Raw genomic sequence first — 13307 nt, forward strand, 5'->3', positions numbered from 1 at the left:
CCCAAGGTCTTGGACGCCAAACTGAATCTAGCCCGATGCGCTGCGCAGCTTCTCCAACAGTGAGCCCGCCGCCTCCTTCAGGAACAGCTCCTGGTTGTCATCGCCGATCTGCACGAGCGCAATGTCGGTGAACCCGGCTTCCCAGTACTTGCGCACCGCGTCGACGATTGCGTCGAGATCCGGTCCGCACGGGATGGATTCGGCGACATCCTCCGGCCTGACGAATTGCGTGGCACCCTCGAATCCCGCCGTCGTCGGTAGATCGGCATTGACTGCCCAGCCGCCACCGAACCAACGGAACTGATCGTGGGCACGCGCGACCGCGGCGTCGCGGTCGGGGTCCCAGCAGATCGGTATCTGCCCGATCACGCGCACGTCGCCGGGCAGTCCGGTCGCGCGGCGTGCGTCATGCCATGCATCGACGAGGTCCTTGTTCGGCTCGACGGCGATCAGATGGTCGGACAGCGGCGCGAACATGTCGACCGACCGCTCGCCGGAGACAGCCGTGGCAATCGCGACGGGTGTCTCGGGCACGTCCCATATCCGGGCCGAGTCAACCTCGAAATACTCACCTTTCCAGTCGATCAGCTCGCCGGTGAACAACTCGCGGATGATCTGGATGGCTTCCTTGAGCATCTGCTGGCGCCGTGACACCGTCGGCCAGCGCCCGCCGACCACATGTTCGTTGAGATTCTCGCCGCTGCCTACGCCGAGCGTGAATCGCCCATCGGCGAGGATCTGAAGTGTCGCGGCTTTTTGCGCCACGACTGCGGGGTGATACCGCATCGTCGGGCAGGTGACGTAGGTGAACAGCTCGACCTGTTCGGTCGCATGCGCGACGGCACCGAGCACCGACCACGCGTACGGCGCATGGCCTTGCGACGCCAGCCACGGAAAGTAGTGGTCGCTGGACACCTCGAAGTCAAAGCCTGCGCGTTCCGCCGAAACGGCATAACGGACAAGCTCTTTAGGGCCGCTCTGTTCTGTCATCAGGGTGTAGCCAAAACGCGTCATGGCACTCGGGTACCCGGCCGTCTTTCCCGAGAAACGATCGGCGAACCGGCTACAGCCTGTCCTTGACCGCCTCCGACAGTCGCTTGCCGTCGGCCTTGCCTGCGGCAATGGCGGTCGCGGCCTTCATCACCTGGCCCATCTGTCGCATGCCGGGCCGCTCCCCGATCTCCTCGGCCACCTGTGCGATCGCGGTGTCGACGACGTCGGCCACCTCGGCTTCCGTGAGCTGCGTCGGCAGATACTCGTCGATGATGCGAGCCTCGGCGTGCTCGTTCGCCGCGAGTTCGCCGCGACCGTTCTGCGTGTAGATCTCGGCCGACTCACCGCGCTTTTTCGCCTCGCGCTGGAGCACTTTGATCACGTCTGCGTCGGATAGCTCACGCGGCGCGTTCCCTGAAACCTCTTCGGTCTGTATCGCCGCCAGCACCAACCGCAACGTCGCGGTGCGCAGCTTGTCCTGCGACTTCATCGCGGAGGTCAAGTCGGCGCGCAACCGGTCTTTGAGTTCGGCCATGACGCAAACGCTACGCCGGGGCGGCCGCAGGCCGGTGCGCCTTTCCGGCGGCGCGCCGTCGACGACGTTGTCAATTCGCACTGTCATCGACAGGATGGTGACCATGAGCAACGACGCCGGCGGCTACCCCACGGCTGGCCCGTCGACGCCCGGCTATCCACCTCCCGGCTATCCGCCGCCGGGCTACCAGGGTCATCCGACGCCCCCGTATCAGGGCTATCCACCCCCTGGGGGCTATCCCCCGCCGGGATACCCGCCGCCGGGATACCCGCCGCCTGGCTACGGCTTCCCGGGTGGCTACCCCCCGCCGGGCTACCCACCACCCGGATACCCCCCGCCCGGGTACGGTGCACCGTTGGCTCTCAAGCCCGGCGTGATTGCGTTGCGGCCGTTGAGTCTGTCGGACATCTTCAACGGGGCGGTGGCCTACATCCGCGCCAATCCCAAAGCGACGCTGGGGTTGACGACCGTGGTAGTGGTTATCGCACAGCTTCTCGCGCTCGTATTATCGGTCGGCCCGTTCGCCGTCACGGGTCGGCTTCAGCCGACGCTGAACGGTCAGGAAGTATCGACGGGCTTGCTGATCGGTTCGTCGGCCTCGAGCATCGCGGGCGCAGCCGCCACGTGGCTGTCGTCCATCTTGTTGAGCGGCATGCTCACCGTCGTCGTCGGACGTGCCGTGTTCGGCGCGAGCATCACCGTGAAGGAGGCGTGGCAGCGGCTGCGCCCCCGACTGTGGGCGCTGATCGGCTTCGCGGTGCTGCAGGTGCTCGGCGCCGTCGTCCTGGTCACCATCGGTGTGCTCGTCATCGCCGGAGTCGCGGTGGCGGCCAACGGTACCGCGGCCGCCGTTGTCGGGGTGCCGTTGGTGATCGCACTGGCTCTCGGCATGATCTACCTGGCCACGATGCTGATGTTCACACCGTCGCTCATCGTGCTGGAACGGCTCGCGATCTTTCCTGCGATCGCGCGCTCATTCAAATTGGTGCGCAACGACTTCTGGCGGGTGTTCGGCATCTGGCTGCTCGCCATGATCGTGACCTCAGTGGTGGCGGGAGCGGTATCCGTACCATTCAGCCTCGGCGGCCAAATCCTGCTCACTGCAGCGTCTTCCACGATGGCGTTCCTTTTCGCCCTGGTGCTGTTGTCCGTGGGCAGCGCGATCGGCCAGATCATCACCGCGCCGTTCTCTGCCGGTGTCGTCGTGCTGCTCTACACCGACCGCCGCATCCGGGCCGAGGCGTTCGACATGGTGCTGCAGACCGGTGCGTGGTTGGGGCCCGGCGCTCCACCAGATTCCACCGACCACCTGTGGCTGACCCGCCAACCCTGACGTGCCGACAATAGACATCGACCGCGACGCCGCGCACGAGGCGGCGCAGCACGAGCTCGCAAAGCCGATATACCCCAAGGCATCACTGACCGATCGGATCCTCGACTGGATCAACGAGATGCTGTACCGGCTGATGGAGGCCAGCGCATCGGTGCCCGGCGGTTGGCTGACGCTGAGCGTGTTGGGGATTCTGCTTGCGATCGCCATCGTGGTCGCTATCCGCATCGCCCGACGCACCATGCGCACCAACCGTCGCGGCGAGCATGCACTGTTCGGCGAGCACGAACTCAGCGCCGCTCAACACCGCGCCACTGCCGAACAGAATGCGGCACAAGGCAATTGGTCCGCCGCGATCCGCAACCGGCTCAGGGCCGTCGCCCGGCAGTTGGAGGAGAGCTCGGTCCTCGATCCCGTACCCGGCCGCACCGCGACCGAACTCGCGCGCGACGCCGGCCGCGCGCTACCCGCGCTGACCACCGAATTGAGCGGGGCAGCAGAGGCTTTCAACGACGTCAGCTACGGTGAGCGGCCGGGAACCGAGGCTGCTTACCGGATGATCGCCGACCTCGACAACCACCTGAGATCACGCACGTCGGCCACCTCCAACGCCGCGGCTGTGGTCCCCGCGGCCGCCGACGGTTGGGCCGAAGTGCGATGACAGCCCGCGATACCGCAGTCGGGCCGACGCTCACCCAGCGATGGCGAAGTGCTCGATGGGTGCTGTTCGCATTGGCCGTCATCATCGCGGTGGCCGCCGTCAGCGCATTACTGACGGCGCCGCGACCCGGCGGCCCGATGGACCCCGAATCGACGTCACCGGAAGGCGCCCGAGCGCTGGTGACGATCCTGCGCGAGCACGGCGTGGACGTCGTCGCGGCAGGCGACATCGCCGCGGTAGAAGCCGCTGCGCGACCCGACACCTTACTTCTCATCGCGCAAACGATGTATCTGTCCGACGACGACGTGCTGCACCGGTTGGCCGCGCTGCCCGGTGATCGTCTGTTGGTTTCGCCGATATCCAGAACCCGCGAGCAACTCGCCCCCGAGGTGCGTCTCGGTGGCTCCACGATCGCCTTCGCCGATGCAAAACCCGACTGCGACATGCGTGAGGCGAACCGCGCGGGGCGGGTGCAACTCGGCCTCGGCGATGACTACGAGGCGGCCGGCAAGGTGTCGGTGACGCGCTGCTACGGCGGAGCGCTGGTCCGCTACACCGAAGATGGCCGTGAGGTGACGGTCGTCAGCTCAGCGGATTTCATGACCAACTCCGGCCTGCTCAAGGAGGGCAACGCCGCGCTGGCGATGAATCTGGCTGGATCGCATCCGCGGCTGATCTGGTACGCGCCCCAGCACAGTGAGGCCAGCGGCACCGAATCAAGCGGCAGCCCAGGGCTTTTCGGGTTGATGCCCGCGCCGGTCAAATGGGTCCTTCTGCAGTTGGTGTTGGTGGTCGCAGTGCTGGCGGTCTGGAAGGGCCGCCGCATCGGCCCGCTGGTTGCAGAGCAATTGCCCGTAGTCGTCCGGGCCTCGGAGACCGTCGAGGGTCGTGGCCGACTGTACCGGTCGCAGCGTGCGCGCGATCGCGCAGCAGAAGCGCTGCGCACCGCCGCGCTGCAACGGATGACGCCTCGACTCGGACTCGGGCCCGACGCAGACCCACCTGCGATCACCGCGGCGGTCGCCGAACGCAGCGGATCGTCTCCACCAGCGGTGACACACATATTGTTCGGGCCACCGCCAGCCAGCGACCCCGAACTAGTCAATCTCGCGCACGAACTCGACAACCTCGAAAGGCAGGTCGCTCAATCGTGACTCAGCCAACCGCCCAGAGCACCGCGACATCGGACTCCGCGCGAAACGCCTTGCTGGCGTTGCGCGGTGAAATCGCCAAGGCGGTCGTCGGACAGGACGCCGTCGTCAGCGGGTTGGTGATCGCGCTGCTCTGCCGTGGCCATGTGTTGCTCGAAGGTGTGCCGGGCGTGGCGAAAACGCTGCTGGTGCGAACCCTGGCCGCGGCATTGCAACTCGAGTTCAAACGCGTGCAGTTCACCCCCGACCTGATGCCCGGCGATGTGACCGGCTCACTCGTATATGACGCCCGCACAGCGGAATTCGAGTTTCACTCGGGCCCGGTGTTCACCAACCTGCTGCTCGCCGACGAGATCAACCGAACCCCGCCCAAAACCCAGGCCGCCTTGTTGGAGGCCATGGAGGAACGCCAGGTCAGTGTCGAGGGCGAGCCGCGTCCGCTGCCCGACCCGTTCATCGTCGCCGCGACACAGAACCCGATCGAGTACGAGGGCACCTATCAGCTACCCGAGGCCCAGCTGGACCGCTTTCTGCTGAAGCTCAACGTGCCCCTGCCACCGCGAGATCAGGAGATCGCGATCCTCAACCGGCATGCGCGGGGCTTCGACCCACGCGACCTGTCGGCGGTGAAACCCGTTGCCGGAGCGGCCGAGCTGGCGGCCGGCCGCGAGGCAGTTCGTGAGGTGCTGGTGGCCGACGAGGTGCTCGGCTACATCGTCGACATCGTCGGGGCGACGCGGCACTCGCCGTCACTGCAACTGGGTGTGTCGCCACGCGGGGCGACGGCGCTGCTGGCCACGGCGCGGTCCTGGGCGTGGCTGTCCGGCCGCAACTACGTGACCCCCGATGATGTCAAGGCCATGGCCCGGCCGACCCTGCGCCACCGGGTATCCCTTCGGCCGGAGGCCGAACTGGAGGGCGCCAACCCGGACGGCGTGCTCGACGGCATACTCGCGGCCGTGCCGGTACCGCGGTAGTGATTTTGACCGGCCGCGTCGGCCTGATCGCGCTGATCTGTGTTTTGCCGATCGCGGTATCACCCTGGCCCGCAACCACTTTCGCCGTACTGCTGGCGGCCCTGGGCGCGGGCATCGTCGCGGATATCGCGCTGGCCGCGAGCCCACGCAGTCTGCAGTGCAGCCGGCTCGGCGAGACGGCGGCTCGGCTCGGCCAGCCAGTCGAAGCCGAGTTGGTGGTCGAAAACGCGGGCAGTGCACGCTTCCGCGGCCAAATCCGCGACGCATGGGCGCCCAGTGCCCGCCCGCAACCGCGCACGCACGCCGTCAATGTCGCTGCGGGCCAGCAGGTTCGCCTTGTCACCACGCTACGCCCGGTGCGCCGCGGCGATCAGCGTTCCGGGCTCGTCACGGCACGCTCGATCGGGCCGCTAGGGCTGGCCGGCAGGCAGGGCTCGCACCGGGTGCCGTGGCAGATCCGGATCCTGCCGCCGTTCCTTTCGCGAAAGCACCTGCCCGCCCGGCTCGCGAAACTGCGTGAACTGGAGGGCATGACGCCGGTGCTGATCCGCGGCCAGGGCACCGAATTCGACTCGTTGCGCGAATACGTCATCGGCGACGACGTTCGATCCATCGACTGGCGTGCCACCGCCAGGCGCGGCGACGTGGTGGTGCGGACGTGGCGGCCGGAGCGTGACCGACGCGTTGTCATCGTGCTCGATACCGGCCGCACGTCGGCGGGCCGCGTCGGAGTCGACCCGACCGCCGGCGATCCCGGCGGCTGGCCGCGGCTGGACTGGTCGATGGACGCGGCGTTGCTACTGGCCGCGTTGGCGGCGCGCGCAGGCGATCACGTCGACTTCATCGCCCACGACCGGGTGGCCCGAAGCGGCGTCCACAACGCGTCGCGTACCGAACTTCTCGCACAGTTGGTCGAGGCCATGGCGCCGCTTGAGCCCGCACTGGTGGAATCGGATGCGCGGGCGATGGTGGCCGCGGTGCGACGGCGAATCCGGCAACGGGCGCTGGTTGTGCTGTTGACGGACCTCAACGCCTCGGCACTGCACGAAGGCCTGATGGCGGTGCTGCCGCAACTGTCGGCCAAGCATCAGATACTGCTCGCAGCCGTCGCGGATCCACGCATCGAACGCCTTGCCGCGGGCCGCTCCGACGCCGCCGAAGTATATGACGCCGCGGCGGCAGAACGGGCACGCAACGACAGGCGCGCGATCGCGTCGCGGCTGCGCCGCTCGGGCGTCGACGTGGTGGACGCCCCGCCCGAGGAGTTGGCACCCGCACTCGCCGACCACTATCTGGCGATGAAAGCCAGCGGACGGCTCTAGCCCGTCGGCACCACGTCGGGGGCGTCGTCGATGTCGCCGGTCTCGCCTGCCCTCGCGGCCTTGCGCCCGAAGTGGAAAATGTAAGCGAGGAAAGCGATTTCGGCCCCAACGCCGATGGCGATGCGCACGGCCGTCGGCAGCGACGACGGAGTCACGAAAGCCTCGATCATCGCCGAAACCAACAGCACACCGAACAACCCGATGGTCACCGCGACCACCGCCCTGCCGCGTTCAGCGAGAACCTGAGTGCGGGGCCGGTTTCCCGGTGAGACCACCGACCATCCGAGCCGCATACCGACCGCGCCGGAAAGAAACACCGCCGTCAGTTCCAGCAGCCCGTGCGGGATGATGAGGCTGAGGAAGACGTCGCCCTTCCCGGCGTCGAACATCAACGCCGCGTTCGCGCCGAGGTTGAGGGCGTTCTGGAACAGCATCCAGGGAATCGGGATGCCGAGCAGGATCGAGGCGCCGATGCACTGCGCCGAAACCCACCAATTGTTCAGCCACACCTGCGAGAAGAACGATCCCGCCGGGTGTTCGCTGTAGTACGACACGAAGTCGTGATTGACCAATTGGTCTATCTCGCTTGGGGTTTTGAGACTGGACTGCAGCTCGTGGTTGCCGGAAATCCACAGCGCGACCAAGACACTCACCAACAGAAACCCGATGGCCGTGCCGAGCCACCACCGCCAGGCCTGGTACACCACGACCGGAAAGGACACCGCGAAGAACCGGATGAACTCGCTCCACAGCGGTGCGTGGGCGCCGGTCACCGCAGAACGCGCCCGCGCCACCAGACCCGACAATCGCCCGATCAGCAGCGCGTCGGTTGAAGCGCTGCGCACCATCGACAGGTGCGTCGACACCCGCTGATAGAGATCGACCAGTTCGTCGACCTCCGCGCCGGTCAATCGCCGACGACGCTTGACCAGCGTCTCGAGCCGATCCCACGTCGGGCGATGCGCGAGCACAAACGCGTCGACATCCACATGGCAAATCCTAGTAGCGTGGGTTGACATGGTCGGCCAGCAAGAACAAGTGGTGACCGGGGACGCGGTGGTCCTTGATGTCCAGATCGCCCAGCTACCGGTGCGCGCGCTGTCGGCGATGATCGACATCACGGTGGTGTTCATCGCCTACATCCTCGGAACGCTGTTGTGGGCGGCCACGCTGACGCAGTTGGACGAAGCCTTGTCGGCCGCCATCCTGATCATCTTCACCGTGCTGGCGCTGGTGGGTTATCCGGTCGTGTTCGAGACGGCAACCAGGGGGAGATCGCTTGGCAAGATGGCGCTCGGGCTGCGAGTGGTGTCGGAGGACGGTGGTCCAGAACGCTTTCGTCAAGCACTCTTTCGGGCGCTGGCCGGGATATTCGAGATCTGGACATTCCTCGGCGGACCTGCCGTGATCTGTAGCCTGCTGTCCGCCAAGGGAAAACGCATCGGCGACTTCTTCGCGGGCACCGTGGTGATCACCGAGCGCGCCCCCCGACTGAGCCCACCACCGCCGATGCCACCCCAGCTCGCGTGGTGGGCGTCGTCGCTCCAATTGTCGGGCCTCAATCCCGAGCAGGCCGAGCTCGCCCGTCAATTCCTTTCCCGTGCAGCGCAATTGGATCCTGCCGTGCGCGACCCGATGGCTTATCGGATCACCACCGATGTGGTGGCCCAGATCTCCCCGCCGCCCCCGCCTGGCACGCCGCCGCAACTGGTGCTGGCGGCGGTGCTGGCCGAGCGGCATCGCCGCGAGCTCGAGCGGCTGCGGGTCGCGGGCCCGCCGACTGCTCCCCCACCCCAGTGGCAGCAGTGGCCCGCTCAGCCGGCATATCCACCCCAGGCGCCGCCGCCCCAACCGCCAACGGATTCGGGCGGTTTCACGCCGCCGAGCTGATGTCAGCGGTGACGTAGCCCGACAAGCAGCACCGCCGCTCCGATGAAAGCGGTGAGGGTGCGGGCGTGGTTCCACGCCGTCCAGGTCGAGAAATACGCCTGCCACTCACGCGCGGCATCGGCCGCCGACAGAGCAGCGGGGTCGACCGAATCGAGGTGGTTGTTGAGCGGCACATTGAAAGCCATCGTGATGATGGCACCGAGGATTGCGAAGATCGCGCCGATCAGCAGCCACCAACTGCCTGGCTGATTGAGTCGCACGACCGCGATGACGCCGACCACCAGCGCAAGGATCGTCGCGCTGAAGTACCCCAGCAGGAACGCGGGGCTGGCGTTGGCTTCGGCGTTGATGCCGCGCATCGCGGTGATGGCGTCCACCGGTCCGGTGCGGTCGAGACCGCGCATCACCATGGTCGAGAACACGTACATCATTCCGCCGCCTGCGGCACTGGCGAGGGCGGTGAGCGAGGTCAGGATGACGACGGGGCTGGTATTCATGCCATGAAGTCAACCGAGACCAGCGGCGACGGGCCATCGTTGACCGTCCCGACTCCATACGCGTGCGTCTATGCCGGGCCGGTGCCGCCGTACAGCTTGACCGACACCGCGGTCAACCAGCCCCACGCCAACACCACGGCCGCGGTGAACACGAGAATCGTTGCCGCCCCGCCGGATCCGGATGCCAGCGCCATGAAGCTGCCCGCGAATACGACGCCGGTGATGCGGGAGAACCACGCCCACCGCGACTGTCCGGTGCGCGCGAACCACGCGCCGAGCACGAAGCATGCTGCCACCAGACACGCGAAACCGACGCTCGCCACCATCAGGTGCGCCATGCCGTGCCAGCTGACCTCACCCATGCCAGGTGGAGTGCCCGGTGGGAACCCGTCCGACGGGTCAGCCCGAAAGATGCCAGCCCCGACAAGTGCGACGCCGTAAACACCGAGCAGCCCAGAGGCCCAGGCCGACAATCGTCCCGGCCCAAGCGCACGCCGCACGCCGACGGCGGCCGCGATCGTCATCGCGCCGGTGACCAGAAACGTCGCGATCTGAATCCAGCCGAGGTGTCCGTTCGCGAGTTGACTGGCCGCGTGCCGGGTCGGGTCGAACCCATCGCGCGTCGCCATCTGGCCGGCGACCGCAACCACGTAGATAGGGCCCGCGATGACGCCATAGCCGAGCAGCGACTTTGTGATCCGCACCGATAGTGGCGGGCAATCGGTCGTGATCATGACGGGCCTTTCGCCGAAATCAAACTAGGCTGTCCAGTACTGTACTCATCGCAGAACTAGACTGTCCAGTACCGAAAGGAGGGCCGCATGCCCGAGGCAGTACTCGGTCGCTCCGCGCGCAAGCGACTGACCATCCTGGAGGCGGGACGAGACCTGTTTCTGAGCAACGGCTACCAAGCCACCAGCGTCGACCAGATTGCCGCCTCGGCAGCGGTCTCCAAGCAGACGGTCTACAAGCACTTCGGCGACAAGCACGAACTGCTGCTGAGCATTGTGAACGAAGCCTTGAACGACACGGTGGCACCGTTCCTCGACAGGATTGCGGCGCTCGCGGACGCCGCCGATCTCGAAACCGAATTGACCGCGCTGGCCGCCGACTATCTTCGGGCTGTGTTGCAGGAGCCCGTCGTTCAGCTGCGACGGCTGGTCGTCGGCGAGGCCAACCGGGTGCCCGAGTTGGCCGAGCTCTACTACACGCAGGCACCCGCCCGCACGCTGTCCGCCTTCGCCGCCTGCTTCGCGGCGCTGCATCGGCGTGGCCTCCTGCACGTCGCTGAACCTGCCGTCGCCGCAGAGCATTTCGCGTTCCTGATCGTCGGACGATCGATCGACCAGGCGTTGTTCTACGGTGGGCCGCAGGTGTTGGCGGATATCGACATCGAGCACCATGTCCGTGCGGGTGTACAGGTTTTTCTGGCCGCCTATCAGGTGCACACGGGTTAGGCTCGCGGCGTGGACGCCGTGGTCGGGCTGCTCGATGGTGTGCGAGCGCGAGGCGCTTTCGTGTTGCGGATGATGATGGACCCGCCGTGGTCGATGAGCATCAAAGACGATGCGCCGCTGACGCTTATCTGCCAGACGCACGGCCGCGCGGTGATCCTCGGTGAGCACAGCGGAACGTTGTGGCTTGGCCCCGGCGACGTCGCGCTCACCCGCGGTACCGAACATTACGTCTTCGCCGACGACCCGGCCACCACGCCGATGGTCGTCATCCATCCGGGCCAGCGGTGCACGACGCTGTCCGGTGAAAGCCTGAAGTTCGAGATGTCGCTCGGCGTGCGGACGTGGGGCAATAGTTCATCGGGTGCCACGCGCTCGGTGATCTGTGCGTATGAGGGCCGCAGCGAGGTCAGCACGCGCCTACTCGAGGCGTTGCCCGCTGTGCTGGTGCTGCGGGCCGACGATTGGGAAACGCCGCTGGTCGATCTGCTGACGACCGAGGCGGGCCACGATGGGCACGGTCAGGAGGCGTATCTCGACAGACTGCTGGATCTGTTGCTGATCGCCGTGCTGCGCACGTGGTTCGACCGCGACGAGAACGCCCCGACCTGGTGGCACGCCGAACACGACCCGGTGGTCGGCCCTGCGCTGAAGCTGATCTACAACCATCCTGGCCATCCCTGGACTGTCGCGAATCTTGCTGCGGCGGTTGGTAGTTCGCGGGCCGTATTCGCGAGCAGGTTCACCGAGCAGGTCGGCGAGCCACCCATCTCGTTTCTGACCAACTGGCGGCTAGCGCTGGCCGCGGATCTGTTGCGGTCCAGCCAGTCCACCATCGCAGCGGTGGCGCGGCACGTCGGATACAGCACCCCGTTCGCGTTGAGCAGCGCGTTCAAACGCGCCTACGGAGTCAGCCCGAACACCTACCGCGCCGACGCCGCCTACCCGGGCGCAGCGGTCGAGGCGCTCTGACCACGGGCAGCCACCATTGAAGCGATCGACGTGGTCGCCACCGTGACCAATGCCCCAAGCATCAACGCCGACGGCTCACCGGGAGCCAACAGATGTTGTTCGGTGCCCAGGGTTGCGGCGGCGACCGGTACCCCGAGCTGTGCTGCCGACAGCACGGCGAGTGTCAGGGGCTGGCCGAACAAGCTGCCCAGGCCGTGGGCAAGCAGCGCACCCACACCGAGGCCAAGGCCGAGCAGGATGAGGGCGGGATGGTGGCCGAGTTCGCGCACTTGCAGTGAAGCACCCAGCCAGACGAAGAACAGCGGGCCGAAGAAGCCTTCAGTGATGCCGAACAGCTGCCGCGCCAGTCGGTGCGGTTCGCCGACCCCGGACACCACGAGGCCAAGAGCGAAGCCGGCCAACATGATCGATACGTGTGTGCTCAGAGCCAGCGCACACAGCCCGAAAAGGATGATCAGGCTCAGCCGAAGTTCCAGCGCGACCCGGCGCTTGTGCGAGTAGCGGTGCAACCGCCTGCGCCAGCCGCGCCGGTTGGCGATGCGCAGCACGAAGAAGACTGCCGCGGCACAGCACGCTATCGCGAGCGCGCCCAGCGCAGCGCGTGGCGCCTGCGCAGGATTGATCACCAACGGCAGCAACACGATCGAGGCTGCGTCGGCGATCGCAATCTGGGTAGTCACCGACAGCACCGGCGGCCCATCCAGTCGCAGCGCATCGATCACCGGCAGCGCCAACGCAGCCGAGGAGGACGCCATCAGCACCGCGTAGACCGCCGCGTGTCCGGTGCCGAAGATCTCCGCCAGCACGACTGAAACCACAGCGGCCACCGCGCCCACCGCCACCGCGCGCAGCAGCGCCTTTGGAACCGATGACCGCAACGTCTTGTCCCGCACGGGAACATGCGTACCGGCGACGAACATCACCAACGCAAAGCCGATGTTGGCCAATAACGTGAACGTCGGATCGGTATGGTCCACGATGCCGAAACCCGTCCGCCCGACCACAAGACCGGCGACCAGTTCACCGATGACCACCGGGATGGCGAACCGCGGCATCGACGCCAGCAGTGGCCCCGCAACGCCGATGACGGCTATCACGGCCAGGGTGTCGAAGCCGAACCCGGACATCTATTGCCAGGACACCAAATGGCAAGGGATATCGGTGTTTTCGTCGGTCAGATAGCTCGCACAGACCCGGTGGTAGCCGTCGGCGATCTGCAACGAACAACCCCCGACGGCGCTGCCCCGCACCAATAGAATGGGCGACAGTTTCTTGCCATCGCTGATCTTCGCCAAGTCGGCCCGGACATGGGCGTTGGTCTCAGGTAACAGCTTCAGTCCGGCCGCGCGCAGAATATCCTTGGCCTTCTGAGAGACGGGCTTGGCTTTTTTCAGCGCCGCCACGGTCTTGTCGACAGCGTCGTCCTCCGCGAGCATGCTGAGGTACGCCGCCGCCGCGTCGTAATCGTGGGCCTCGGGTTCGGCCAGCCACTTCACCGTCATGGCCGGACACGTTACTCAGCCCG

General features: G+C 66.5%; 15 protein-coding genes. 8 read left to right on the top strand and 7 right to left on the bottom strand.

The features are described 5' to 3' along the window. Nucleotides 1-27 precede the first annotated feature (27 nt). Together GGC64_RS21295 and GGC64_RS21300 are read right to left on the bottom strand one after the other, a co-directional pair. A complete protein-coding gene (locus tag GGC64_RS21295; protein WP_192724509.1) occupies nt 28-1014 on the bottom strand; it encodes an LLM class F420-dependent oxidoreductase in 987 nt (328 codons plus the stop codon). 49 nt (nt 1015-1063) lie between these two features. Further along, on the bottom strand, nt 1064-1528 hold the full coding sequence (locus GGC64_RS21300) for a GatB/YqeY domain-containing protein (protein WP_192724510.1): 465 nt from the start codon (nt 1526-1528) through the stop codon (nt 1064-1066). A 103-nt stretch (nt 1529-1631) separates the two neighbouring features. On the opposite strand from GGC64_RS21300, the gene GGC64_RS21305 reads away from it, so the two are divergent. From GGC64_RS21305 to GGC64_RS21325, 5 genes are read left to right on the top strand one after another with little or no spacing between them, the layout of a single operon-like run. Continuing rightward, the gene (locus GGC64_RS21305) at nt 1632-2861 is read left to right on the top strand and encodes a glycerophosphoryl diester phosphodiesterase membrane domain-containing protein (RefSeq protein ID WP_192725221.1); all 1230 of its coding nucleotides are present in this window, start codon (nt 1632-1634) and stop codon (nt 2859-2861) included. Nucleotide 2862: 1 nt separating this feature from the next. Beyond that, complete coding sequence (locus tag GGC64_RS21310) at nt 2863-3519, top strand: DUF4129 domain-containing protein (protein WP_192724511.1); 657 nt, start codon at nt 2863-2865, stop codon at nt 3517-3519. Further along, nucleotides 3516-4673: a DUF4350 domain-containing protein gene (locus tag GGC64_RS21315; protein WP_192724512.1), complete on the top strand. Its 1158-nt coding sequence runs from the start codon at nt 3516-3518 to the stop codon at nt 4671-4673. Before GGC64_RS21310 ends, GGC64_RS21315 begins: the two co-directional genes overlap by 4 nt. Then, nucleotides 4670-5647, top strand: a complete 978-nt coding sequence (locus tag GGC64_RS21320; protein WP_192724513.1) for a MoxR family ATPase — start codon at nt 4670-4672, stop codon at nt 5645-5647. The genes GGC64_RS21315 and GGC64_RS21320 overlap by 4 nt, the downstream gene beginning before the upstream one ends. Continuing rightward, entirely contained in the window at nt 5647-6969 is a 1323-nt protein-coding gene (locus GGC64_RS21325; protein WP_192724514.1) for a DUF58 domain-containing protein, read from the top strand. Before GGC64_RS21320 ends, GGC64_RS21325 begins: the two co-directional genes overlap by 1 nt. Here GGC64_RS21325 and GGC64_RS21330 read toward each other — a convergent pair. Further along, nucleotides 6966-7958 carry a stage II sporulation protein M gene (locus GGC64_RS21330; protein WP_192724515.1) on the bottom strand — a complete coding sequence of 331 codons (993 nt, stop codon included), beginning with the start codon at nt 7956-7958 and terminating at the stop codon, nt 6966-6968. The genes GGC64_RS21325 and GGC64_RS21330 overlap by 4 nt on opposite strands. 28 nt (nt 7959-7986) lie before the next feature. Here GGC64_RS21330 and GGC64_RS21335 point away from each other — a divergent pair, with 28 nt between their 5' ends. Next, complete coding sequence (locus GGC64_RS21335) at nt 7987-8859, top strand: RDD family protein (protein ID WP_192724516.1); 873 nt, start codon at nt 7987-7989, stop codon at nt 8857-8859. Between the two features lie 2 nt (nt 8860-8861). Here GGC64_RS21335 and GGC64_RS21340 read toward each other — a convergent pair whose 3' ends face one another. Then, entirely contained in the window at nt 8862-9356 is a 495-nt protein-coding gene (locus tag GGC64_RS21340) for a DUF1772 domain-containing protein (protein WP_192724517.1), read from the bottom strand. Between the two features lie 68 nt (nt 9357-9424). Further along, nucleotides 9425-10090 carry a DUF998 domain-containing protein gene (locus GGC64_RS21345; RefSeq protein ID WP_192724518.1) on the bottom strand — a complete coding sequence of 222 codons (666 nt, stop codon included), beginning with the start codon at nt 10088-10090 and terminating at the stop codon, nt 9425-9427. 87 nt (nt 10091-10177) lie between these two features. Between GGC64_RS21345 and GGC64_RS21350 the strand changes: the two genes are divergently transcribed. Both GGC64_RS21350 and GGC64_RS21355 read left to right on the top strand, forming a co-directional pair. Continuing rightward, nucleotides 10178-10813, top strand: coding sequence for a TetR/AcrR family transcriptional regulator (locus GGC64_RS21350; protein WP_192724519.1), 636 nt, complete (start codon nt 10178-10180; stop codon nt 10811-10813). Between the two features lie 9 nt (nt 10814-10822). Further along, nucleotides 10823-11782, top strand: coding sequence for an AraC family transcriptional regulator (locus GGC64_RS21355; RefSeq protein ID WP_192724520.1), 960 nt, complete (start codon nt 10823-10825; stop codon nt 11780-11782). Here the strand turns inward: GGC64_RS21355 and GGC64_RS21360 are convergent. Both GGC64_RS21360 and GGC64_RS21365 read right to left on the bottom strand, forming a co-directional pair. After that, a complete protein-coding gene (locus GGC64_RS21360; protein ID WP_192724521.1) occupies nt 11752-12909 on the bottom strand; it encodes a cation:proton antiporter in 1158 nt (385 codons plus the stop codon). The two genes, GGC64_RS21355 and GGC64_RS21360, sit on opposite strands and share 31 nt — an antisense overlap. Next, nucleotides 12910-13284, bottom strand: a complete 375-nt coding sequence (locus GGC64_RS21365; protein ID WP_192724522.1) for a hypothetical protein — start codon at nt 13282-13284, stop codon at nt 12910-12912. Nucleotides 13285-13307: the final 23 nt, after the last annotated feature.

Source organism: Mycobacterium sp. OAS707 (assembly GCF_014873705.1).
GTDB lineage: Bacteria > Actinomycetota > Actinomycetes > Mycobacteriales > Mycobacteriaceae > Mycobacterium.